The sequence below is a fragment of the Mesorhizobium sp. M0830 genome (genome assembly GCF_040319965.1).
Lineage (GTDB): Bacteria > Pseudomonadota > Alphaproteobacteria > Rhizobiales > Rhizobiaceae > Mesorhizobium.
The window spans coordinates 29,172-52,310 of sequence record NZ_JAMYOR010000047.1; the positions used below are offsets into that span (position 1 = coordinate 29,172).

The 23,139-nt window shown below is 60.0% G+C and carries 19 protein-coding genes and 3 pseudogenes; 17 read left to right on the forward strand and 5 right to left on the reverse strand.

Going from position 1 to position 23,139, the window contains the following annotated elements; all coding sequences use genetic code 11:
* Positions 1–50: 50 nt before the first annotated feature.
* The gene (locus NKI20_RS23965) at positions 51–452 is read left to right on the forward strand and encodes a DUF2285 domain-containing protein (RefSeq protein ID WP_245264243.1); all 402 of its coding nucleotides are present in this window, start codon (positions 51–53) and stop codon (positions 450–452) included.
* Between the two features lie 165 nt (positions 453–617).
* Positions 618–1,573, forward strand: a pseudogene (locus NKI20_RS23970) (hypothetical protein).
* 491 nt (positions 1,574–2,064) lie between these two features.
* Here NKI20_RS23970 and NKI20_RS23975 read toward each other — a convergent pair.
* Together NKI20_RS23975 and NKI20_RS23980 are read right to left on the reverse strand one after the other, a co-directional pair.
* Positions 2,065–2,844, reverse strand: coding sequence for a Crp/Fnr family transcriptional regulator (locus NKI20_RS23975; protein ID WP_352834934.1), 780 nt, complete (start codon positions 2,842–2,844; stop codon positions 2,065–2,067).
* Between the two features lie 953 nt (positions 2,845–3,797).
* The gene (locus NKI20_RS23980; RefSeq protein ID WP_352611434.1) at positions 3,798–4,694 is read right to left on the reverse strand and encodes a hypothetical protein; all 897 of its coding nucleotides are present in this window, start codon (positions 4,692–4,694) and stop codon (positions 3,798–3,800) included.
* 731 nt (positions 4,695–5,425) lie between these two features.
* Between NKI20_RS23980 and bluB the strand changes: the two are divergent.
* From bluB to NKI20_RS24000, 4 genes and pseudogenes are all read left to right on the forward strand, one after another.
* Positions 5,426–5,980: pseudogene (gene bluB / locus NKI20_RS23985) on the forward strand (5,6-dimethylbenzimidazole synthase).
* A 396-nt stretch (positions 5,981–6,376) separates the two neighbouring features.
* The gene (locus NKI20_RS23990) at positions 6,377–6,553 is read left to right on the forward strand and encodes a methyltransferase domain-containing protein (RefSeq protein WP_352834938.1); all 177 of its coding nucleotides are present in this window, start codon (positions 6,377–6,379) and stop codon (positions 6,551–6,553) included.
* Between the two features lie 412 nt (positions 6,554–6,965).
* Positions 6,966–8,786: a glutamine--fructose-6-phosphate transaminase (isomerizing) gene (gene glmS, locus NKI20_RS23995; RefSeq protein WP_352834941.1), complete on the forward strand. Its 1,821-nt coding sequence runs from the start codon at positions 6,966–6,968 to the stop codon at positions 8,784–8,786.
* Positions 8,787–9,300: 514 nt separating this feature from the next.
* Entirely contained in the window at positions 9,301–9,555 is a 255-nt protein-coding gene (locus tag NKI20_RS24000; RefSeq protein ID WP_023735822.1) for a helix-turn-helix domain-containing protein, read from the forward strand.
* A gap of 212 nt (positions 9,556–9,767) precedes the next feature.
* Here NKI20_RS24000 and NKI20_RS24005 read toward each other — a convergent pair whose 3' ends face one another.
* Positions 9,768–10,967: an IS256 family transposase gene (locus NKI20_RS24005; protein WP_352834945.1), complete on the reverse strand. Its 1,200-nt coding sequence runs from the start codon at positions 10,965–10,967 to the stop codon at positions 9,768–9,770.
* Between the two features lie 949 nt (positions 10,968–11,916).
* Positions 11,917–12,306 (reverse strand): hypothetical protein, encoded by a 390-nt coding sequence (locus NKI20_RS24010; protein ID WP_352834948.1) that lies wholly within the window; start codon positions 12,304–12,306, stop codon positions 11,917–11,919.
* 403 nt (positions 12,307–12,709) lie between these two features.
* On the opposite strand from NKI20_RS24010, the gene queC reads away from it, so the two are divergent.
* The 3 genes from queC to queE are packed head-to-tail and all read left to right on the forward strand — an operon-like array spanning position 12,710 to position 14,495.
* Positions 12,710–13,408: a 7-cyano-7-deazaguanine synthase QueC gene (gene queC / locus NKI20_RS24015; protein WP_023809316.1), complete on the forward strand. Its 699-nt coding sequence runs from the start codon at positions 12,710–12,712 to the stop codon at positions 13,406–13,408.
* The gene (queD, locus tag NKI20_RS24020) at positions 13,408–13,764 is read left to right on the forward strand and encodes a 6-carboxytetrahydropterin synthase QueD (RefSeq protein ID WP_023673552.1); all 357 of its coding nucleotides are present in this window, start codon (positions 13,408–13,410) and stop codon (positions 13,762–13,764) included. The genes queC and queD overlap by 1 nt, the downstream gene beginning before the upstream one ends.
* Complete coding sequence (gene queE, locus NKI20_RS24025; RefSeq protein WP_023735817.1) at positions 13,761–14,495, forward strand: 7-carboxy-7-deazaguanine synthase QueE; 735 nt, start codon at positions 13,761–13,763, stop codon at positions 14,493–14,495. Before queD ends, queE begins: the two co-directional genes overlap by 4 nt.
* 335 nt (positions 14,496–14,830) lie before the next feature.
* Here queE and hemN read toward each other — a convergent pair whose 3' ends face one another.
* Positions 14,831–16,180, reverse strand: a complete 1,350-nt coding sequence (gene hemN, locus NKI20_RS24030) for an oxygen-independent coproporphyrinogen III oxidase (protein ID WP_352834970.1) — start codon at positions 16,178–16,180, stop codon at positions 14,831–14,833.
* A gap of 154 nt (positions 16,181–16,334) precedes the next feature.
* Between hemN and NKI20_RS24035 the strand changes: the two genes are divergently transcribed.
* The 8 genes and pseudogenes from NKI20_RS24035 to NKI20_RS24070 all read left to right on the forward strand — a co-directional run.
* Positions 16,335–17,081 carry a Crp/Fnr family transcriptional regulator gene (locus NKI20_RS24035; protein WP_352834952.1) on the forward strand — a complete coding sequence of 249 codons (747 nt, stop codon included), beginning with the start codon at positions 16,335–16,337 and terminating at the stop codon, positions 17,079–17,081.
* Positions 17,082–17,630: 549 nt separating this feature from the next.
* A complete protein-coding gene (ccoN, locus tag NKI20_RS24040; RefSeq protein ID WP_352834956.1) occupies positions 17,631–19,241 on the forward strand; it encodes a cytochrome-c oxidase, cbb3-type subunit I in 1,611 nt (536 codons plus the stop codon).
* Between the two features lie 11 nt (positions 19,242–19,252).
* Positions 19,253–19,984 carry a cytochrome-c oxidase, cbb3-type subunit II gene (gene ccoO, locus NKI20_RS24045; protein WP_023735813.1) on the forward strand — a complete coding sequence of 244 codons (732 nt, stop codon included), beginning with the start codon at positions 19,253–19,255 and terminating at the stop codon, positions 19,982–19,984.
* Positions 19,985–19,995: 11 nt separating this feature from the next.
* Positions 19,996–20,145 carry a CcoQ/FixQ family Cbb3-type cytochrome c oxidase assembly chaperone gene (locus NKI20_RS24050; RefSeq protein WP_023766610.1) on the forward strand — a complete coding sequence of 50 codons (150 nt, stop codon included), beginning with the start codon at positions 19,996–19,998 and terminating at the stop codon, positions 20,143–20,145.
* A gap of 2 nt (positions 20,146–20,147) precedes the next feature.
* Positions 20,148–21,011 (forward strand): cytochrome-c oxidase, cbb3-type subunit III, encoded by an 864-nt coding sequence (gene ccoP, locus NKI20_RS24055; RefSeq protein ID WP_352834960.1) that lies wholly within the window; start codon positions 20,148–20,150, stop codon positions 21,009–21,011.
* 129 nt (positions 21,012–21,140) lie between these two features.
* Positions 21,141–22,201 (forward strand): annotated as a pseudogene (locus NKI20_RS24060) (FixG Ig-like domain-containing protein).
* On the forward strand, positions 22,198–22,695 hold the full coding sequence (locus tag NKI20_RS24065; protein ID WP_352834963.1) for a FixH family protein: 498 nt from the start codon (positions 22,198–22,200) through the stop codon (positions 22,693–22,695). Before NKI20_RS24060 ends, NKI20_RS24065 begins: the two are co-directional and overlap by 4 nt.
* On the forward strand, positions 22,692–23,139 hold a 448-nt coding region (locus tag NKI20_RS24070), incomplete at its 3' end, for a cation transporter (protein WP_352834966.1). The genes NKI20_RS24065 and NKI20_RS24070, both read left to right, overlap by 4 nt.

Here is a 23,139-nt window from a genome sequence, read left to right on the forward strand (position 1 = left end):
CGCTCTCATGCTGCAAGGACATCCTGCTGACAGCTGCGGGCGTGCAGCACGTGCTGCTGAGGGAGAACTGCCGGAGTCTGCAGATCGCCGTTTCCGGTGCGTCCGTCCTCCGCCCGTTGCGGCTATATGTCGACGCGATCGTTCAGCCGCAGCACCTCAAGTTCCATGTCGCTGCCCTTCAGTTCTTGAACCACGTCAATGGTTGCGCCCGCCTGTCAGCTGCTTGCTTTCCGCCGGAACACCGCGGAGCGCGTCTGCGTATCGTACTCCAGGCTTTGGATGGCTCGCTCGCGGGAGCATCTCATCAGGAGGTCGCCATTGCCTTGTTCGGGACACGCCGCGTCGAAGAAGATTGGCGTCATCCAGGTGGCCATCTTCGCGATCAGGTACGTCGCGCCATCCAACGTGGCCGCTACCTGATGGGCGGCGGCTACAGACAGTTCCTGAGGTAATTGGGGTGGTTGCGATTGTCTTATTCGAACGCGCAACCTCCATTTCTGACTGCAATTGTGCGTTGCACAAAACGTGGCAAGCGCCTAGTTCTTCCGCGGCGAATCGCGGCGAAGCACTGGGACCCAACCTTCGTCGATGAGTGCATTCATGCCTTGAGGATCCCGATGACCGTTATGAACCCGGACAAAGCCGGCGCGGCAAGCCTTGAAACGATCGCGCGAAACGGCAGCATGCTGCGTCGCATAGCCGTACGCATTCCGACCTACCTGTCGGATATTCGCGAGAACCCGGCGTGGCTGCCCATGTTCATGTTGGCGCGCACCATGCCGGCACGGAGAATGCACTGGCGTGGTGCAAAGCCGGTCCGAAGGTCGCAAACAGCCCAGGACACGATGTTTGCCGGTGTCAATTGCCAGGACGTTGTCGACGCGCTGCGGATGGATGGGCTTTTTCCCGGCCTCGTGAAGATGTAGCCGCATTCGCCAGGTGCACACCTTGTTTCGGCAATTTCGATCGCCGACTCGAATTCATGCCGGCGGAGCATGCGGAGGCTGAGGCGCGGTTTGGCCGTCCGTTGCTCAGCGGCCATTATTTCGAGCGCATTCTGGGCTGTAACTCGGCCGTTGCCATCCAAAACGATCCGCTGCTCGTGGATATCGGGGCGCACTATCTCGGCGGCCAGGCGACGCTGATCACAACGCGCGTCTGGTGGAGCTTCCCGACCGGCCAGGCGTCGGACGCCGACAAGAACCTGGCTTCGCTCGGCAAATACCACTTCGACCTGGATGATTGGCGGATGCTGAAGTTCTTTTTCTATCTGGTGCCTGTCGACGAGAGGACCGGTCCGCATGTCTATGTCCGCGGCAGCCATAATCGCCGCGCCCTCAAGCACCAACTTACGCTTGTCGTCGGCAATCCCGCGCAAGAGATTCTGGACGTCTACGGCAAGCAGAGCCCGGTCACGCTGACCGGCGAGGCCGGTTTCGGTTTCGTCGAGGATCCGTTCGGGTTCCATATGGGCACCGTGCCGGCGCACAGGCCACGGCTAATGATGGAAGTTGGCTTCGGGGTTTCTCCTCCATCACGCCGCCGCTTCCATGGCGAGCCTGTGATCCGCTGATTTCGAAAAGTCCCGAAACAGCCTTCCCGGACCACAAGTCTTGTGAGGCAAGATAAGGCTATGCCGCCAATCGATCTGTTCGACGCCCAAAGCGGTTGTCCGCACATGCCTTGAACTGGGCTGGTGCAATGAGTCTCGCCATTGCTCCAACCAGCGCATGAATGCCTGCTTAATCGAGGTTAGATGGCAGTGCGCCCCAAGATCCTCCTCGATATCGCCTCAGATGCTCTTCGAAAACCTCCTCTACGGACCGAGTCATCTCGGGTCCCCTTTGCAGCGGCCGGAAGGTGGTGCACAGCCGTATCGTGCTTCGGAATCCTGAATGGATGCGAGGGGCGGTTTTCCTCGGGCGGCGCATGCAGCGGTGCCGGCATGACAGCTTCGTCTTGGATCTGATGCTCGGCAACGTCGGCGGTGAAGGCTCTGTTTAGGCGGCTTACCCGGACATGGCCTCAATGCAGGAGATCGGCCATCTCCCTGTTCGAGCACATTCATTGGCGATCAGGCGCCTGCGGCCAAGGCAGTGGGCTGATTAGCCGAGCGTATTCGGCTTCAGCCCTGCCATACGACCCGTCAGCCAGCGCAATCAGACGCGTGCGATCAAGGATAACGACCTCTCCTCGCATCGATCGTATCAGACCTTGCCCCTCTAACATTTGCAGCGCTATGGTGACGCCGGGCCGCCTGACACCGAGCATGACTGATAAGAACTCGTGCGTAATCGCCAAGCGGTTTCCGTCGACGCGATCATCACACATCACCAGCCATCTTGAGAGCCTATCGACGATGTTCATCCGGGCATTGCTGAGCGCGGTGAAGCTTGCCTGGAGGTGAAAGTAGTGAACGTAGCGGAGCAGAAAAGTTCGCAGGGTTGGGCTTGTCAAAAGCGCCTTGGTGAAGAGGCCCGCGTCGATAACAAAGGCGCGGGCTTCTAATTGCACGTAACAATCGTGCGTTGATCGGTCATCGCCCATGATAAGCGCTGAGCCGGTCATGCCCTCACAACCAATGATTCCGATCTCAGCTTCAATACCAGGCCGCAGTTCGCCCACCACTGACCCGAGACCGCTCTCGAAGAAGTACACGGTTCTGATTGGTGACCCCGCCACTTCGAGATGCGTCTTCAGTCCAAGGGAGACGCTTTCCAAGTGAGGTTGCAGCAATGCCAAATCTGCCGAGCACATTCGAAGCAGCAGCGAATTGCGATAGATGGAATTTTGGCGGGTGTCGCGTTGCGCGGCAGTGTGAGTTTGTGAACTGGAGTCTGTCATAGCTCCCTCTCCCTATTGGGGCGGAAGCATGTTGATCGCTCACAGCCGACGGACGCCCTTAGAGTTGCCGTCGATGGCACACTGTATGCCTGCGAACCCCGGATGTCCCATTTTTTTGATTAACTGCGTTGATCGGCGCGAGCAAGGTTTGGCGCGCCCGCGCTAACACGGCATTCAGATACTCCAGGAATTCGTCATCGCTTTTCGTTGACAAGCCGACTTGTCGAGCGCGAGTCACAATGCGCTCCTGGAGTGAAACCGCTGCCTCATAGTGGTCCACGACCAGCTGATATGAAGCGCCTACCGGAGCGGATTCAAAGGGCTGTGCCATCATCCCAAACGTAGTTCCACAATGATGAGAGTCCATCCCGGCCGCCGCTTCGGTAACAATCCTACAATATGCTCGGGACTGGCCGCGCTCTTTGTTATCCTCCCAGAAATCCAGCAGCCTGCGTGTCGCAGCTTCGCTTAGCCCAAGGGTCTTGACCCGGCCGACCAGTCGAGCTTCAGCCACTCGGCCTTGTCTTCCTTACGTCACTTCGGAACCGGGCCGCCGACCTTGCCCTGCACACGATCCCAGAGCGTTTGCCGCTTGTCGGCCTTGAAGGCTACCATCGCCCGCCCATGATCACCTGCGCATCTTTGCCGCGTTCGTGTTGCACTCCAATGATGTCCATCTGCTTTTGCCCGAAGCATTTGATTTTGCCCCGGTGCGCACTCCGGCTCGACGACGGCTGTCGAAATCAGACTGCTGTGGATGCACTACCATTGACCGGTACTAGGATTCTCGACCTCGCCGATAAGCTCGTCTGTACAGCAAGCGACCTTCCTTCCTGCCTATCCCAATATCAAAAGTCAAACCCGTCCGCAGATGCATATGCCTGGCAACATGTGTCGGTCTTTGGCCACGCATCTGCGACACCGAAATCAAGTAGCCCGCCATGGCGCGACCCTCAATCTTCCACTTCAGGGAGCCTGCCCTGCCATTCAAGGTCAGTCAGCACTTCGGCCTCCACAGTCATATTTTCCGCGAATTCACCGGCATGTTCGGCGAGAAGCTTTCTCGCCGCGACGACCGCTGAACGCTTTCCTTCGCACTTCTCGTGGAACCTGGCTACGCTCTGGCCTACGTGGTCGCCGTTCCATTTTATTACGCCCACTATGGCATACCAGACGCCTTTCCCGGTCCTGCGACGTCGCAGAATTTCGAGTCGCTGATCTGCCAACTGGGCGATGGCTTGGTAGAGAAGTTCGTGCTCCGGGCGGTCGGCACCTCTCGAACGAGCCTCATGGGCAAAGCCCTTCAGGCTAGGCTCCTTAAGTTCAGCTACTGCGTGCGAAATCTTCCACAGATTTGCGGTAGCCTCGTCGAGTGCGTGCCGAGCATCATAGGTAAGCGGCGGTCGCTTCACCGAAACCCCCTGCGCGGATCTCATCTTGTCCGACTTCACCTTCGGCCAGATGTCTGCGGCAATCCTGTCGAGTTCGGCCTTGCCCACTACCCAGCGGTGCTCCTCCTCAGCCCTCTTCTTGGAGAGCTTTGGCTGAAGTGCCACCACCGTTCCCTTGTTGTCGGAATCATTGAAGGTGGCGCTCATAATGTCGCTAGTCGACCGTGTGAGGCCTTTTCGGATATCGCCCGCAGCATCGAAAACCCAATAGGCTCCTTGGGCATCTAGAATCCGATTCGGCGCGGTGCCTTCGTTCTCAACTATCACCGAGACGACCCGCTGGCGTGTGCCGGCGTATTGCGGGAGAGCGTCCTTTCCGAAGATCATTCCCTCTACAAGCCGCCGCGATAGCCGCAGAGGTTCGCTGTTCTCCGGGAATATGTAGTGACGACTGGACACCCGGCTTCGCTCCTTCGATCGCCGAAACGCGATGGCACATTCATGGTAGGCGGCTGTCTAAAGATTGCAGTATCAAAACTCATTGGCAGCATTTGATCAACTATCGCTCACGCTGGTGGATACGAGCAGCTGTCGCACTTCGCCGGAGAACAAATAAGTCAACCGCGAATTGACTGTGAGAGGGATGAGTCCCATTTGGGTGATGCCTGACACTGGTGGAAGGCGAAACTGCGGGCGACTGGAAGCTCAGCAATGCCCATGAAATTGGGCAGCTGGTGCTGGTCCGGCGCTATGACGTCAGACGATGGTATCTGCCGAATGACCTGGCGAATCTTCGGGGACGTCGAGGCCGACGTGGTCGGAAGCAAAATGAGTTACAGGCGGTGCGGCAGGAACGAGTATATGCAAGCTGAGACGCCTGTCGCCGTCGCCGCGTTCCAGGCCGACGTTCTCCGCATTCCGAGGCCTGGTGAGCGATACGGGTGCGCCTGAGTGTCAATGGCGCATTTAGCAAAGGCCCTGGCACATCATTCACCGCCGTGCGAGCTGATCCAAACTGGCTTGCTGGATTGCATCGTAATAGCGCCGCCCACCAGGAAACATTTTTCTATCGTTTGCGGTTAGGGCCGCATGGCGCGCTTGTCGGACGCAACAAGCCAGCTTGGGCAATAGGCAGCAGGCAGTCCACACTGTACTCCCTACTGCAATCCCTAGCCCCGAACGAGACCGCCATGCCGTCACCTCCCGATTTCACCAACGATTTTCGCGCCGCGCTGATCACGCTGCTGCGCTGGCGCAGGGATGTGCGGCGCTTCGAGCCGACGGCTCTGCCGAAGGGCAAGCTGGAACGGCTGCTCGAGCTCGCCAGCATTGCGCCCTCCGTTGGCCTCAGCCAGCCCTAGCGCTTCGTAGTGGTCGACAGCCTCGAGCGGCGCACCGCCGGTGAGAGACTGCTTCGAACGCTGCAATGCCGAGGCGCTCACGTGCTTTTCGGGAGAGCGCGCTGCACTCTATGCCCGGCTGAAGCTTGCGGTCTCAACGAGGCGCCCTGTCAGTTCGCGGTTTTCGCCGACCGCACGACCGAACAAGGCCTTGGGCTCGGTCGCATAACCATGCCGGCGACCATCGACTATTCGGCCGTCATGGCGGTGCACACACAGTGGCTAGCGGCGCGGGCGGAAGGCATCGGCATGGGCTGGGTGTCGATCCTCGATGCGACCGAGATGGCCGAGATTCTCGACACGCCGCCCGAGTGGACGCTGATCGGTTATTTCTGCCTCGGCTAGCCTACGAGGAGCACGACATGCCCACCTTGGAACGCGAAGGCTGGGAACATCGGCGGCCGCCGGTGGTGATCAGGCGGTAGGGGGGTTGCCCATCACTTCGTCTCTTCCCCGGCGATGAGCTTGACGCAGATCGGGTCGCCCTTCGCCATCGGGGTACATTGCCATTCCGGACCGAAGCCGAAGTTCGTGTTCTTGCCAAGGCCAGGAAAGAGCGCTGACAAACCGGACCGCAGCGAAGATGGCGCTGGCGGCAACCGGGCTGAAGCCGGGCATGGAGGTGGTCGACCTCTGCTGCGGCGACGGCTGTGCCGATCGCCACGGTCGCCCGCCATGTCGTCGCCATAGACATCGACGCCGACCAGCTGGAGGCCACGCAGCGCCGCTACCGGCGCCGGCGTGACCAATTGCGAATTCGTCGCCGACGACGCCTATGAACTCGCTACTCTGGTGTCACGCCCCGTCGACCTCGTCTTCATGGCCAACGCTTTCCATGGCGTCCCGGACCGACCGCGGCTGGCACGTGCCGTGCGCGAGGCGCTCGCCCCCGGCGGGCATTATGCCATCGTCAACTGACACCGGCGCCGCGCGAGACGACGACGGTCCTGGGCGAGCCGCGCGGCGAACTCAGGCTGTCGCCGAGACAGACCATCGCCGATCCCGAAGTCGGCGGCACAATGCTTCTACATGCCGGACTGCCTGACTAGGGCTCGCAGGCCGGTCGTCCGTCCACTGTCCAAGGCCTGCTGGCCTTTCTGAGGCCGTGATCCTGCCGCGGGTGAGTCTGCGATTCTCAAAAGAGCGTCAGGCGCGAATAGAACTTTAGGTCCCCACAGCAGCCGACCTATCCATGGGGTGGATGGTAGTGATCACTACAATCAATTGTACCAATATTATGGAATCCTACTACAAGGCCGCCACTTAAAGCGGCCGGATGGGTATCCGTCTCGCGTGGGCTGATGCTGCCCGCAAAAATGCGGAGACGAACATGTGCGGGATTGTTGGCATCGTTGGGCAACAGCCGGTGTCGGATCGGTTGATCGGCGCGTTGAAGGGTTTGGAATATCGCGGCTATGATTCCGCCGGCGTTGCGACGATCATCGACGGTGCCTTGCACCGCCGGCGCGCCGAGGGCAAGCTCGTCAATCTCGAGAGGCGACTGAAGGAAGAGCCGCTGAGCGGCAAAGTCGGCATCGGCCACACGCGTTGGGCAACCCACGGGGCCTCGACGGAACGCAATGCGCACCCGCACTTTACCGACGGTGTCGCCGTCGTCCATAACGGCATCATCGAGAATTTCACCAAGCTGAAGGACGAATTGGCGGCGGATGGCGCCGAGTTCCAGACCGACACCGACACCGAGGTCGTTGCGCATCTCTTGGCAAGATACCGCCGCGAGGGCATGAGGCCGCAAGAGGCCACGCGTGCCATGCTGAAACGCGTTAGGGGCGCCTATGCGCTTGCCATCCTCTTCGAAGATGAACCGTCGACCATCACGGCGGCGCGCAACGGACCACCGCTGGCGATCGGTCACGGCGACGGCGAGATGTTCCTGGGCTCCGACGCGATCGCTCTTGCGCCCTTCACCAATGAAATTACCTATCTCATGGACGGCGACTGGGCCATTGTCGGCAATTCGGGCGCCCATATCTTCGATATCGACGGCCATCCCGTCGAGCGTCCGCGCCATATCTCCACGGCCGCGGCCGATCTGGCCAACAAGGGCAGCCATCGCCACTTCATGGAGAAGGAAATATACGAGCAGCCCGAGGTCATCGCCCATGCTCTTCGTCATTACATCAACATCATAGAGGGTCGCGACATGGTTCCTGGCATCGATTTCGCCAAGGTTCCGAGCTTGGCGATCTCTGCCTGCGGGACCGCCTATCTCGCCGGACTGATCGGAAAATACTGGTTCGAGCGCTATGCGCGCCTGACGGTTGAAATCGACGTTGCGTCTGAATTCCGTTACCGCGAGATCCCTTTGCCGCCGCAGTCGGCGGCTCTTTTCGTTTCGCAGTCCGGCGAAACCGCCGATACGCTTGCATCGTTGAGGTACTGCAAGGAGCGTGGGCTGAAAATTGGCGCTATCGTCAATGCCTGCGAATCGACCATCGCTCGGGAGGCCGATACGGTCTTCCCGATCCTTGCCGGACCGGAGATCGGCGTCGCCTCTACCAAGGCTTTTACGTGCCAGCTTGCCGTTCTAGCCGCACTCGCCATCAGCGCCGCCAGAGCCCGCGGGACCGTCCCCGAAGGCGAGCTGCAGGCACTCGTCAGGAGCCTCGCCGAATTGCCGCGCGTCATGGGCCAGGTACTCAACAGCATCCAGCCGGAGATCGAGTTCTTGTCGCGCGAACTGTCAAAGTGTCGTGACGTCCTGTATCTCGGCCGTGGCACCAGTTTCCCGCTAGCGATGGAAGGAGCGCTGAAGCTCAAGGAGATTTCCTACATCCATGCCGAAGGCTATGCAGCGGGTGAATTGAAGCACGGGCCAATCGCATTGATAGACAAGAACATGCCGGTGATCGTCATCGCGCCCCATGACCGCTTTTTCGACAAGACGGTCTCCAACATGCAGGAAGTGGCTGCCCGTGGAGGGCGGATTATCCTCATCACCGATAAAAATGGGGCAGCCGCATCGAAACTCGACACCATGCACACGCTCGTGCTGCCGGTAGTCGACGAGATTATCGCGCCAATGATCTTCTCGCTGCCGATACAGCTTCTTGCCTACCACACGGCGCTCTTCATGGGGACAGATGTAGACCAGCCGCGCAATCTCGCAAAATCGGTCACGGTCGAATGATTGTGAACCTGTACAGATGGCGAAGCTCTCGATGGAAAGCTACCCTTTGTCTGGATCCGGATGAAAACCAGATGACCAGTGTTTGCTGGAATTTGGAATCCCTTTTTTCGGCCGGTCGATCGGGGCACAGGGCGATCGAGCTTCCTAGAGCCGACGTCGCAGCCGGGGGCTTTCAAGAGTGGGTCTTTCGCTCCCCCGCCGGTGGAGATTGGCCGAAGGAAGCAGTGTCCGTACCGGGAGTTCGAGTTGGTGTTCAGAGTTCCAGGGCCCCCTCCTGAGATGGCCTGATCGGCTGTAGCGCATCGGACCTGCGATCCTTCGCGAATAATTCTCGCCGTTGGCTTTCTTGATTAGAAGGAGGTGAGCCGCCATATTCCGACCCAGCTCCTAATTCAGGCGGCCCATTCCATGGATGAGGCCGGTCCGGCTGAATGGACGTCCATTTTTTGATTTGCTTGGTCTGCTCCGCCGGGGGGTATCTCCCGAGGGAGCTCCCATGTTCTTGGAGATGTTTATGAACGATTCGCGCATTCCCGAACCAGTCTTGACGGCTATGTCGCAGGGGACCCACATCGTCCGCGCTTATCGTGAGCACCTTGGGTATTCGATCGAGGACCTGACGGTCGCGAGCGGGCTTGCCGCTGAGGAAATTCAAAACATCGAGCGAGGTCTGAGGTACAACAAGGGATATCGCGATCGGATAGCGAGATCGCTTTCCATACCTGTGGGAATCCTTGAGGCAGAGTCGCACATTTCGGACGCCGCCTGATCAGTCGGATGATCCGCAATGGGTGGACTACCGCTCTTGTGATGTGAAGCTTGCGGCTGATTGTAGACGCTGATTCCGTTGGGATGCCTCTGGCGCAGTACCGCCAAGAGAATCTCGTCAACTTTCCGATGCAGGAACCCTTGATCGTGTCCCGTAGCGTGGTGTAGCTGGCGGCATTGGTCGCCGTGCTCTCCGGCATGGGGCCGGGCTGATCAGCGTGCCACGGCTGGCAGGCTGATCAGAGGATCATCGCTCATTTGGCTGATGGTTTCCAGCGTCATGTATCTGGCGCGCTGCACGGCCCATTCGTCGTTCTGTTCGAGCAGGATCGCGCCAACCAGGCGGACGATGGCGTCATCATTCGGGAAGATGCCGACGACCTCGGTGCGCCGCTTGATCTCGCCGTTGAGGCGCTCGATCGGGTTGGTCGAGTGCAGCTTGGCGCGATGCTCCTTGGGGAAAGTCATGTAGGCAAGCACATCGGGCTCGGCGTCGTCCATGATTGTCGCCAGCTTCGGCACCTTCGGCCGGATCTGGTCGGCGACGGCGCGCCATTGCGTGCTTGCAGCCCCGGGCGTTTCCTGGGCGAAGGCGGTGGCGATGAAAGCGGAGACGACGCGGCGCCCGCTCTTGCCGGCATGGGCCAGCACGTTCCTCATGAAGTGGACGCGGCACCTCTGCCATGTCGCGCACAGCACCTTGGTGACGGCCGCCTTGATGCCTTCATGGGCATCGGAGACGACGAGCTTGACGCCGCGCAGGCCACGGCGGGTCAGCTTGCGCAGGAACTCCGTCCAGATCGGCTCGGCCTCAGACGTGCCGACCTCCATGCCCAGAACCTCGCGCCGGCCGTCCGCATTGACGCCGACGGCGATGATGACGGCGACGCAGACGATGCGGCCGCCACGGCGCACCTTCAGGTAGGTCGCATCGATCCACAGGTATGGCCAGTCGCCTTCGATCGTCCGGTCGAGGAAGGCCTTTACCTTGCCGTCGATCTCCTCGCACAGCCGAGAGACCTGGCTCTTGGAGATGCCGCTCATGCCCATCGCCTTGACCCGGTCGTCGACCGAGCGTGTCGAGATGCCCTGGATATAGGCTTCCTGGATCACCGCGGTCAGCGCCTTCTCGGCCATGCGTCTCGGTTCGAGGAAGCCCGGGAAGTAGGAGCCCTTCCTCAGCTTCGGGATGCGCAGCTCGACCGTGCCGGCGCGAGTCTCCCAGTCCCGGTCGCGGTAGCCGTTGCGCTGGGCCGTCCGAAGTGGGCTCTTCTCGCCATAGGCAGCACCCGTCGCGGCGCCCACCTCCATCTCCATCAGACGCTCGGCGGCAAAGCCGATCATCTCACGCAACAGATCGGCGTCGGGTGTCTTCTCCACGAGCGCGCGCAGGTTCATCATGTCGTCGGTCATCGGTAGTCCTTCCGAAATGGGTTGGCGTCAACAACCAAACCCTACCGGAAAGCGCCGATGACCACCGCATAGCCGCTCGCTCGCTACAGCGCTACTAACGGCGCGCTCGCAAGCGGCTTCATAACCGCCGAGCTACACCACCTGATGGGACACGACCGAACCCTTCACAAGGGCTCGCGAACAACAAGGTATATAGCCGCCCGGAGTGCTACGAAACGTGCACGAGGGCATCGGCTCGCGACGAAGGATTGTAACGGCGAACTCTTGGTAGTTCGGCGAGGCGATGCTGGCGCTTGAGCATCAACTCGGCCTACGAGAGTGGCTACTCCTAGGCTGAATCGGCCAACATGGCCGGCATCGCGCCGCTCTGAAAATAACATGGCGGGCATCCTGACGTTTCCGGGTTGACTATGGGTGTTCGAACCACGAAAAGGGGCCGCTCTTCGTGAGTGGCGTGCGCCGGCAGTCTAACCCCAAGCCCCCCCGCCCAGGCTGCCGGCGCGCTTCTAGAAAGATCGAGGTAGGCACTCGCTGCGCTCTGCCCGCCGACACCTTGTGCTTCCTCCAGCGAGTCCAGCGGACCACCATGGGTGGTGCCAGTTCTGGTGCTTACCCACGTCCATTTGCGATCTCGGGTCATTGAGAGTACCGCAAGCACCCTCTCTGCTGGATGGCAACGCGGCTCGCGCCGCCCGTATGCAGCGCAAGCTCCATGCATGAGGTCGTCCCTTCAAAATACTTGATGCAGTTGCGCTTGCGTAGCTCCTTGCATGCGCTCGATGCCAGGAGGAGACCTCTGTCTAAACGCTCGCATCGATGCAACGCCGTTGATCACCATCATCGCGGCGACCGCTTCGCGGGGGCCGCAGCCGTTTTGGAGCATGACGATCATGCCGGCGCCATCGCAGTGACGCACATGCAAAATTCACAGATGCATTCTCGCCCAATGCTAGGTGCCCAGCATATGTCCGGCATCCCGCAACGCGGCTACGAAGAGACGGGCATTGCCGTTGGCATCCATCTTGGCCTGCATTGACAAGGGCATCCTGTGCCAGCTCTCCAAGGACGCAATGTAATGTGAGAACATACCGTTAACGATGCAATAGTGGGTAACTAGGCCGTGTACATCCAACGCCAGCACGCCGAATTGGCCGCCGTGATATCGGATGGCTGCGACCCGCTGGACCTGCGCGTCACCGTCGACCCGCACGTCGAAAAGCAGGATGCCGCGGCTCCTGGTGGCTATCTCGGCGGCTTTTTCAGCGAAGCTCAACGAGAGCGAGCGGACGCTTTCGACTGCCATCTGTAAAACCATCAAGTTCAGTTCATCCACTGACATAAGGTACCTGTGCGCAAGACATGGGTGATTGCAATCGACCACACCGCTTGTTCACAGATGTCGGCTCATCACCGGTTATTCAGGGTTTGCCGGTCATCTTTGCGGCAAGCCATCCGGGCTCCTTGTACCCTGCAACCGTTGCAGTGGCGTCCCTCGGCGCTCGGAACCGCCAGGCTCTGCTCGTCGAGAACTTTGTCCGCGAGCAGCGTTCGCTTGAGCATTCCGCTGAAGCGTGATGTCTCACCAGTCCGTGTCCTTGCAGCTCACCGCGAGGGCGTTTTGCGCACCGCACGCAAGCGCACGAAACTGGTCTCCGTTCACTTCACAAAATGGTTTTCCTGAAGTACTGGAGCGCAGAGAAATCTCCGGTCGCAGCCTACCCGGTTAAAACAAGGACCCAACGATGAAGACTCTCGTCGTCTGCTCCGGCGGATTGGATTCCGTTACTCTTGCTCACAAGGTGGCAGCGGAGCACCAGCTTACCGGCCTGCTATCGTTCGATTACGGCCAACGGCATAGGAAGGAATTGGGCTTCGCCACCCTTTGCGCGGAGCGCCTGGGCGTCCCGCAGCGAATCATCGATATCCACGAGATCGGCGGCGGCCTTTCCGGCTCCGCGCTGACCGACAATGTGGACGTGCCCGACGGGCACTATGCCGAAGATACGATGAAGGTAACGGTGGTGCCCAACCGGAACGCCATCATGTTGGCCATTGCCTTCGGCCTCGCCGCAGCACAAGACGCTGACGCGGTGGCGACGGCCGTGCATGGTGGGGATCATATTGTCTATCCCGATTGCCGTCCGGCCTTCATCGATGCTTTCCAGATGATGCAGGACCACGCGCTCGACGGCTACGCGCAGATTCGCCTTTATGCACCCTATGTGAACCTGACGAAGGCGGACATTGTTAGGGATGGAGCCACATACGGCACGCCGTTTGCGCAGACCTGGTCCTGTTACAGGGGCGCCGAGCGTCATTGCGGGAGGTGCGGGACCTGCGTCGAGCGGCGTGAGGCGTTTCACATCGCTGGGCACCCGGACCCAACCGAGTACGAGGACTCCGACTTCTGGCTCGGAGCGCTGCGAAGGACCACCGCGTAATGTTCCGCATCACCAAGGAATTCCACTTCTCAGCCTCGCATCAGCTCACCTCATTGCCACCCGATCACCAATGCGCGCGCCTGCACGGACATAACTACATCGTCGAAGTGGAGCTTTCAGCGGATGGACTGGACGATCACGGCTTCGTGCGCGACTACCACGATTTGGCGCCATTCAAACGCTACATCGACGAGAGCTTCGACCACCGACATCTCAACGACGTGCTGGGACACGAGCAAGTCACGGCGGAATATCTGGCCAGACATTTCTACGACTGGTGCAAGGCACGCCTGAGCGAAACCGCGGCCGTGCGGGTGAGCGAAACGCCGAAAACCTGGGCGGAATACCGGCCATGACCAATACTCATCCCGCAATCCGCGTTAGCGAGATTTTCGGGCCGACGATCCAGGGCGAGGGCGTGCTCATAGGTTTGCCGACGATCTTCGTCAGAACCGGCGGGTGTGACTTTCGCTGTTCCTGGTGCGACAGCCTGCATGCTGTGGACAATCAATTCCGCCATGAATGGGAGATGATGTCCGTCGGCGCGGTGTGGAAAAATGTGCTTGCGCTTTCCGGTGGCCGCCCGCTTATGGTGTCGCTGTCAGGCGGCAATCCGGCCATCCAGCCGCTCGGCGCGCTCATCGACCGAGGCCATGGTGACGGTTACCGTTTTGCGCTGGAAACCCAAGGTTCGCTTGCCAGGGACTGGTTTGCGCACCTTGACGTGCTGATCCTCAGCCCAAAGCCGCCGTCAAGCCAAATGACGACAGATTGGGCCGCTGTCGAGGCGTGCCTCCAGGCGGCACAAGGCAAGCCCCAAATCGTGCTCAAGCTCATTGTTTTCGACGAAAGGGACTACGCCTACGCGAAAGACGCCGCTGCGCAATTTCCGCAACTTCCGATCTATCTGCAACCCGGCAATCACACGCCGCCACACCCGGCAAATGATGACGCGCCCGTCGACCTTGACGGAATATTGAAGCGCATGGAGTGGCTGGTTGACAGCGTGACCCGCGACAAATGGTTCGAAGCCCGCGTGCTACCGCAGCTGCACGTTATGCTCTGGGGTAACAAGAGAGCCGTCTAGGCCAGGCCCTTTCCACCTGAACTGCACCGGCATATTCGGGTGAACGGGTGGTTCAACGTTGACCGCGCTGCCGGGGTGCTTGCGGACTTCTGCCACCGGCCCAAGTGTTGTCAGCCGCTTGCACGGCACCTTGCATTCTCCTTGCAAGGTCGAAGGGAGCTGTCGCCGACAACCATGATCTGACAGGCAGGGCATGAGCGGGCGATATCGTCGCCATGCCAAGACGCGTCTGGTCCGCTTCGAACCGTCTCGGCCGACGGTCGCCGGTCAACAGTGGAAAACGATCGCAATCGGTTCACGATCGAGTGAGAGCCATGACCGTTCCTCTGCGGTGCTCAGACTGCCGCCGAGTGCCTGGCCGTTCCAGTTTCGAAATATTTGTCGAACCTGGCCGCGATGCTTCGGACGAAAGGGCGACTTTCAGCCGGCACAACGAATCTGTCGCCATCAAGTTCAAGCAATCGAACCGGATCGTGTAGGGCCATGGAACTCGACTGAAGGAGGAGCCTCTGGCCGGCTTCGCCGAAGCGTTCCACCAGATCGATGGCCGAGAAGGCGAAGTCGCACATCAGCCGCTCGATGATCCAGCCGCGAACGCGGTCGTCGTCGGAAAGTGCGATACCGCGGACGGCGGCCAGCCCGCCGTCATCAACCATGCGTCGATATTCGCTGGTCGAAGGCATGTTCTGCGCATAGCCCTGCCGAAACTGACTGATGGATGACGGACCGAGACCGATCAATGTCTCGCAGCGATCCTCTGTATAGCCCTGGAAATTGCGATGCAAAGCCCCCGCGCGAGCCGCTACTGCCAACGCATCGCCCGGTTTGGCGAAATGATCGAGCCCGATTGCTTCGTATCCTCGGTCAAGAATAGCGTGGGCTGCCAGTTGTGATTGGGCAAACCGCTCCTCCGGCCCTGGCAACCAGGCCTCATCAATCATGGTCTGATGTTTCTTGAACCACGGCACATGGGCGTAGCCAAAAAGCGCTATCCTGTCGGGTTCCAAGGTCAGCGCCTGCGCGACGGTGGAGGAGACGCTCTCCCTCGTCTGGTGCGGCAAGCCGTAGAGCAGGTCTAGATTGACCGATTCGACGCCGCGCGAACGAACACCGTCGACTACCGCTTTGGTCTGCAAAAAGCTCTGCTCGCGGTTGATTGCCTTCTGCACCTTCGGATCGAAATCCTGGACGCCGAGGCTCGCGCGGGTCATGCCGATTTCGGCAAGCGCGTCGAGGCGGGCATCGTCCATATCGTTGGGTTCGATTTCCACGCTGATTTTGGCGTCGGGAAGAAATTCGAAGCTGTTGCGCAGGACGCTTCCCAGCGCCACTATATCCTCAGGTTCCAGCATCGTCGGGGAACCGCCGCCGAAATGAACCGCGCGAACTCGGCCCTTGCCGGTAACAAGGCCGCCCACCGTGGCGATCTCCGCATACAGCGAGCGCAGATAAGCGGCCACCGGCTCGTAGTGGCGCGTCTGTTTGGTATGGCACGCGCAGAACCAGCAGAGCCTGTCGCAATAGGGAATATGCAGGTAAAGCGATATCTCGTCACCACCTTCGAGCGCCTCCAACCAGCCTCGGTAAACGACGGCATCGACGCCCGCATGGAAATGGGGCGCAGTCGGATAACTGGTATAGCGCGGGACGTTCTCGCCAAGTCTGGCAGCTAGGTTTTGTCGCATGTCGTGGTCCACCGTGTTTGCGTCGCCCGAACTGTGGATGCTTGGATGAGCCTAAGCCCTGATTTCGATCAACCTTCAGCACGGACAAACTGCCGCAAGGATTTTTCTACCGTGGATTGCTATCCTGCCCGCACTGGACCGGTAGAGCGATCGAATGACATTACGGCAGGATATTCACAGTTCCGGCATTCCCGTTCTTTGCCTGCCTTGCGAGGCACGGCGCCGCGGTTTCTGTGGCGCGCTCGAGCCAGACGATTTGGCTCAGCTCGCCAAGACGTCGTCGCGGCACAATATCGAGCCGGGGGTCGAACTGATCGGCGACGCCGAGGCGGTCGACTGTTATTCAAACGTGCTTTCAGGCGTGGTGAAGCTCACGAAGAGCCTTTCGGACGGCCGCCAGCAGATCGTCGGTCTCCAGTTCGCGCCGGATTTTCTGGGACGGCCCTTCAAGATGAAAAGTGCGATCAATGCGGAAGCGGCAACAGCTGTCTCGCTATGCTCGTTTCCGAGAGCGGCCATCGAACGGATGATGAAGCAGTCACCCGAATTTGTGCATCGCCTGCTCAAGCAGGCGCTGAACGAACTTGACGAGGCCCGCGAATGGATGGTGACTCTGGGGCGCAAGACCGCACCAGAGAAGGTGGCGAGCTTTCTCCTCATGATTGCCCGGAACATCGACTCCAATGTTGACCCGGCGGCTAGGTCGGCGTGCTTCGAGCTGCCGATGACGCGTGCCGACATCTCTGATTTCCTTGGAATCACAAACGAGACCGTGAGCCGTCAGCTGACCAGCCTGAGAATGGACGGCGTGATTCGGATCGAGAACAACCGCCGCGTCACCGTGGACAGCATGAGCCGGCTGGAACGGCGCTGCGGCGGCCGAGGCGCAATAGCCGTTTGAATGACACGAAGCTGCATGGCCCACGCCACATACTTCATTCGGGGCAGGGCATGCTCGCGTTGGGCTCAGAAGACATCGCGTAGCGACAGCCCGTTCTTTATCCGATCGTATACGCCAGTTGCGTTTCGGCTCGTCGGCGAAGCATCCACACTTGGCCGAAGTCAATATGCCTCATACGCAGGCGAAAATCGCCGTCCAAACCATAAATGTAACGAAGGCAGCGCAACGCTGGCGCTGGCTGTTCCAAGGCATTGAAACAATCGACGTTCGGTAAGGCATCGGCCTGCTTACCAGCGTCACAGAAGGTGCGCGTTCCCCACACGCCCGCGATCGCCTCCATACCCGGGCCCCAACTGGGGACGCCCGGCCTGTCCATAAACCGGCGGCCGGTGCTGCACTTCCATATTCGACACAGTCTGATCGCACCGAACTCGATGCTGCTCGAAGCAAAATGGTGCGGCTCTGACATGGATCAGGGCGAGCAGGCGACGGCTGCGCAATAAGGCACCGCGGTTTGGCATCCGCCGGAATTGGAAATCGGGGCTTGCGATGAAATTCGGCAAAGAAATCGTGCTTCTAAGCCTGTTCGCATTCGCGGCTTTGGTGGCCGCTGGCGCTGGGGTGGATGAACCCTTTCGCCAGCATATGTGGGTCTTGTTCTTCGCCTTGGCTGGCTTCACTGCGATCCTGTTGCGCAACACTGAGTTCAAGCCTGCCGCGCCGATCGACCCGTCCGCTTACATGGACGGGCCAATCCGCTATGGCGCCATCGCCACCATGTTCTGGGGTGTCATCGGCATGCTTGTCGGCGTGGTCATCGCGCTGCAGCTTGCCTATCCCGATCTCAACATCCAGCCCTGGTTCAACTTTGGCCGTTTGCGGCCACTGCATACGTCGGGAGTCGTCTTCGCCTTCGGCGGCAACGCGCTGCTTTGCACGTCTCTCTATGTCGTCCAACGCACCTGCCGCGCCCGGCTGTTCGGCGGCGATCTCGGCTGGTTCGTGTTCTGGGGCTATCAGCTGTTCATCGTCATGGCAGCGACCGGCTACCTGCTCGGCATCACCGAGAGCCGCGAATACGCGGAACCGGAATGGTATGTGGACATCTGGCTGACCATTGTCTGGGTCGCCTATCTCATCCTGTTCCTCGGCACGATCCTGAAGCGCAAGGAACCCCACATCTACGTCGCCAACTGGTTCTACCTGTCCTTCATCGTCACCATCGCGATGCTGCATGTGGTCAACAACCTCTCCATGCCCGCCTCCTTCCTGGGCTCGAAGAGCTATTCGGCTTTCTCCGGGGTCCAGGACGCTCTGACGCAATGGTGGTATGGCCACAACGCCGTGGGCTTCTTTCTGACCGCCGGCTTTCTCGGCATGATGTATTATTTCGTACCCAAGCAGGCGAACCGGCCGGTCTATTCCTACCGGCTGTCGATCGTCCATTTCTGGGCAATCATCTTCCTCTACATCTGGGCTGGACCCCATCATTTGCACTACACCGCCTTGCCCGATTGGGCGCAGACGCTCGGCATGGTGTTCTCGATCATGCTGTGGATGCCGTCATGGGGCGGCATGATCAATGGCCTGATGACGCTGTCGGGCGCCTGGGACAAGCTCCGCACCGATCCGATCATCCGCATGATGGTGATGGCCATTGCCTTCTACGGAATGTCGACCTTCGAAGGTCCGATGATGTCGATCAAGGCGGTCAACTCGCTGTCGCATTATACCGACTGGACAATCGGACACGTCCATTCGGGCGCACTCGGCTGGGTCGGCATGATCTCGTTCGGCGCGCTCTATTACATGGTGCCGAAGCTCTGGAACCGTAACCGTCTCTATTCGCTGCGGCTGGTCACCTGGCACTTCTGGCTGGCGACACTCGGGATCGTCGTCTACGCCTCGGTCATGTGGGTGTCGGGCATCATGCAGGGCCTGATGTGGCGCGAATACGACGAGCAGGGCTTCCTGGTCTACTCCTTCGCCGAAACGGTCGCCGCCATGCACCCCTACTATGTGATGCGCGCAATCGGTGGAGCCATGTACCTCTCCGGCGCCCTGATCATGGCCTGGAATATCGCCATGACCATCCTTGGATACCAGCGCGAGGAGGATCCGATGCCCGGCTCCGTTCCCGCCCTCCAGCTTGCGCGATGATGAGACAGAAAATGAGGTTGATGAACAGACACGCGGTCATCGAGAAGAACGCTACACTTCTTCTCCTCGGGTCGCTGCTGGTCGTGACAATCGGCGGCATCGTCGAGATCGCGCCGCTCTTCTACCTCGACAACACGATCGAGAAGGTCGAAGGCATGCGGCCCTACTCGCCGCTCGAACTCGTGGGGCGCAACATCTATGTGCGCGAGGGATGCTATCTCTGCCATAGCCAGATGATCCGCCCGTTCCGTGACGAGGTCGAGCGCTATGGGCATTACAGCCTGGCGGCCGAGTCGATGTATGATCATCCCTTCCAGTGGGGATCGAAGCGCACCGGACCGGACCTCGCTCGGGTTGGCGATCGCTACTCAAATCTTTGGCATGTCGAGCACCTCACGGACCCTCGTTCCGTGGTGCCGGAATCCATCATGCCGAGCTATGGCTTTCTGAAGGATACGCCGATCGCGGTGAAGGATTTCTCGACGCATCTGGTTGCCAACAGGCGCGTCGGCGTCCCCTACTCCGACGACATGGTCGCTAACGCCAATGCCGATTTGATGGCGCAGGCCGATCCCAATGCCGACACGTCCGGCCTCGAGGCCCGCTACCCCAAGGCCAGGATCGGCGATTTCGACGGTGATCCGCAGCAAGTCACCGAAATGGACGCCCTGGTTTCTTATCTCCAGATGCTCGGCACGCTTGTCGATTTCAAGAACTACGATGAGACCGCCGGCTACCGCTGAGGACAATGGCGATGACGTACAATTTCATGCGGGAGTTTGCCGACAGCTGGGGCCTGCTTGCCATGGCTCTTTTCTTCATCGGATCCGTTGCCTTTGCACTTCGCCCCGGCAGCCGCAGGCAAGCCGGCGAAGCAGCTCAAATTCCTCTGAAGGAGGACTGATCATGAGCAGCGATCACATTGACGAGGTTTCCGGCATCTCGACGACCGGTCATGAGTGGGACGGCATTCGCGAGCTGAACAATCCGCTCCCGCGCTGGTGGGTCATCACCTTCTACATCACCATTGTCTGGGCGATCGGTTACACAATTGCCTACCCGGCATGGCCGCTGTTGCACTCTGCGACAAAGGGCGTACTTGGCTATTCCAGCCGCAACGAAGTCAAGAACGAGTTGTCCGCGGCCGAAGCGGCAAAGGGCAAATATGTCGCCGCAATAGAGTCGAAAAGTGTTTCGGAGATTGCTGCGGATGACACGCTGCGCGAATTCGCCGTCGCTGCCGGCGCCGCCGCGTTCAAGGTCAATTGCGTGCAGTGCCACGGTTCCGGCGCCCAGGGGTCCAAGGGCTTCCCCAACCTCAACGATGACGACTGGCTGTGGGGCGGCGAGGTGGACCAAATCCAGCAGACAATCACGCATGGCATCCGCTTCGCCTCCGACCCGGCTACGCGCCTGTCGGAAATGCCGGCCTTTGGCGACATCATCACCGCCGATCAGATCAAACAGGTCAGCACCTACGTTGCCAGCCTGTCCGGCACTGTCGGCGATCAATCGTTGGTCGCGCCCGGCGCCAAGGTCTTCGCCGAAAATTGCGTGGCCTGTCACGGCGACAATGCAAAAGGCAACAAGGAACTCGGCGCTCCAGATCTGACCGACGCCATCTGGCTCTACGGGTCAGGCGAAGCGGCCATCGCCGCCCAGGTCACCGCGCCGAAACAGGGCGTGATGCCGGCCTGGGGCGCGCGCCTCGGCGAGACCAAGGTCAAGGAACTGGCGGTCTACATCCATTCGCTTGGCGGCGGAGAATAGGAGCAGAAGCCTATTCTCGTCCTCCCCCTCCCGCCAAGCGACGAGGCCCGGCGCAAGCCGGGCCTCGGCATCATCCAGAACCGATGAGTCGGCTTCCGGCGAAATCGTCGCTGGTGACTGGAGCTTCTCGTGCTTGATAACACGCAAATAGAAAGTATCGAACCCACGCCGGTCAACTCCGCCAAAGTGCGACAGCCGATGTATGCAGCACGCAAGAAGATATTTCCGAAGCGGGCCACCGGGAATTTTCGCCAGTTCAAATGGCTGGTGATGGCGGTCACGCTTGGCATCTATTATCTAACGCCGTGGCTGCGATGGCACCGTGGCCCGTTTGCCCCTGACCAGGCAGTGCTGCTCGATGTCGCCAACAGGCGTTTCTACTTCTTCTTCATCGAGATATGGCCGCAGGAGTTCTACTATGTGGCAGGCCTTCTGGTCATGGCTGGCGTCGCGATTGCGTCGACTGCAATGCCTGCGTCGCTGTCTGCCCGATGGGGATCGACATTCGCGATGGCCAGCAGCTCGAATGCATCACCTGCGCGCTCTGCATCGACGCCTGCGACGGCGTCATGGACAAGCTCGGCAAGGAGCGCGGGTTGATCTCCTACGCAACCCTCTCCGACTACAACGCCAACATGATGTTGGCGACTGCGGGCGGCTCCGGTTCAGTCAATCCGTCGCTGGTCAGAACGGATGACGGCCTGTTTTCAGACAGGGTGGCTCATTTCCATATCCGCAAGATCTTTCGCCCGCGCACCTACGTGTACATGGCCATGTGGTCGTTGATTGGCCTGGGCCTGCTCTATTCGCTGCTGACGCGCGACCGGCTCGAGATCAATGTCCTGCACGATCGCAATCCGCAATTCGTGACTCTCTCCGACGGCTCCATCCGCAATGGCTACACCGTCAAGCTGCTGAACATGATCCCAGAACCAAGAACGGTCATCGTCACCATAGCAGGCTTGCCAGGCGCAGAGATGAGCATCGTCGGTGTCGACCTCCCCGCCGGTCGCTCTTTTGCGGTCCAGGTCGAACCCGACCGGCTCAAGATGTTAAAGGTCTTTGTCCGCTTGCCTGCTGAGCAGATCCATGGCGAAGCGCAGACCTTTACTCTTCAGGTCGAGGACAAAGCGAGTTTCGAGTCGAACGGATACACCGCCACCTTCAACGCGCCGGAGATCGCCAGATGAACGCCACCACGCCAAAATCCCGCGAATTCACCGGCAGGCACATGTTGGCGACTATCCTTGCCTTTTTTGGGGTGGTCATCGCGGTCAATCTGACGATGGCGACCCTTGCCAACACGAGCTGGACCGGCCTGGTCGTCGAAAACACCTATGTGGCCAGCCAGGAATTCAACAGGAAGGCCGAGGAAGGACGCGCGCAGGCAGCCCTCGGCTGGACCGGCAAGCTGACCATCGCATGGGGCGAAGTCCGCTACAGCCTCACCGACGCCGCCGGCAAGCCGGTTCCCTTGCATCGCGTCAGGGTGCTGTTTCGCCATCCCGCTTACGAGAAGGAGGATGAGGCCATCAAGCTCGCCCTCGCCTCGGGTCAGGAATTCGCCGCCCTGCACACGCCGAAGGATGGTGTCTGGATCGTCGAAGTCGACGCCGATGCCGGCCTGAAGGAACCTTATCGCGACGTGCGCAGGATCATGATTTCCCATGGAGCGTTGAAATGAGCTGCTGTGCGCCGGGCGCCGAAATGGCGCTGGATCTGGTCGGCGCCAGCTCGGTCCTGCCATCCGGCCAGGAAATCAAGCTGGCGAGCCGATCTCTTGGCGATGATCTTCGTCAGACCGACCTTTCCGTACCGACTGTTCACTGCGGCGCCTGCATCCAGACCATAGAGACGGCGCTGGGGAAACTCGATCACGTCGAGGCCGCTCGCATCAACCTGTCAACGAAGCGCGTATCGATCCGATGGCGCGGGGACGAGGTTCCACCCTTCGTCACCGTGCTGGAGCGGCTAGGTTATCAGGCTCACCTGTTCGAAGCCGAGATCGATGCAAAGGACAAGACGCTCTCGGAGCTCATCCGGGCCGTCGCTGTTGCGGGCTTCGCGGCGGGTAACATCATGCTGCTTTCGGTCTCGGTCTGGTCCGGTGCCGAAGGCGCGACACGCG

Excerpts from the sequence above, each read along its gene's own strand:
- NKI20_RS23975 (WP_352834934.1), bottom strand. The coding sequence starts at position 2,844 with ATGACAGACTCCAGTTCACAAACTCACACTGCCGCGCAACGCGACACC.
- glmS (WP_352834941.1), top strand. The coding sequence starts at position 6,966 with ATGTGCGGGATTGTTGGCATCGTTGGGCAACAGCCGGTGTCGGATCGG.
- NKI20_RS24000 (WP_023735822.1), top strand. The coding sequence starts at position 9,301 with ATGAACGATTCGCGCATTCCCGAACCAGTCTTGACGGCTATGTCGCAG.
- NKI20_RS24005 (WP_352834945.1), bottom strand. The coding sequence starts at position 10,967 with ATGACCGACGACATGATGAACCTGCGCGCGCTCGTGGAGAAGACACCC.
- NKI20_RS24010 (WP_352834948.1), bottom strand. The coding sequence starts at position 12,306 with ATGTCAGTGGATGAACTGAACTTGATGGTTTTACAGATGGCAGTCGAA.
- queC (WP_023809316.1), top strand. The coding sequence starts at position 12,710 with ATGAAGACTCTCGTCGTCTGCTCCGGCGGATTGGATTCCGTTACTCTT.
- queD (WP_023673552.1), top strand. The coding sequence starts at position 13,408 with ATGTTCCGCATCACCAAGGAATTCCACTTCTCAGCCTCGCATCAGCTC.
- queE (WP_023735817.1), top strand. The coding sequence starts at position 13,761 with ATGACCAATACTCATCCCGCAATCCGCGTTAGCGAGATTTTCGGGCCG.
- hemN (WP_352834970.1), bottom strand. The coding sequence starts at position 16,180 with ATGCGACAAAACCTAGCTGCCAGACTTGGCGAGAACGTCCCGCGCTAT.
- NKI20_RS24035 (WP_352834952.1), top strand. The coding sequence starts at position 16,335 with ATGACATTACGGCAGGATATTCACAGTTCCGGCATTCCCGTTCTTTGC.
- ccoN (WP_352834956.1), top strand. The coding sequence starts at position 17,631 with ATGAAATTCGGCAAAGAAATCGTGCTTCTAAGCCTGTTCGCATTCGCG.
- ccoO (WP_023735813.1), top strand. The coding sequence starts at position 19,253 with ATGAGGTTGATGAACAGACACGCGGTCATCGAGAAGAACGCTACACTT.
- NKI20_RS24050 (WP_023766610.1), top strand. The coding sequence starts at position 19,996 with ATGACGTACAATTTCATGCGGGAGTTTGCCGACAGCTGGGGCCTGCTT.
- ccoP (WP_352834960.1), top strand. The coding sequence starts at position 20,148 with ATGAGCAGCGATCACATTGACGAGGTTTCCGGCATCTCGACGACCGGT.
- NKI20_RS24065 (WP_352834963.1), top strand. The coding sequence starts at position 22,198 with ATGAACGCCACCACGCCAAAATCCCGCGAATTCACCGGCAGGCACATG.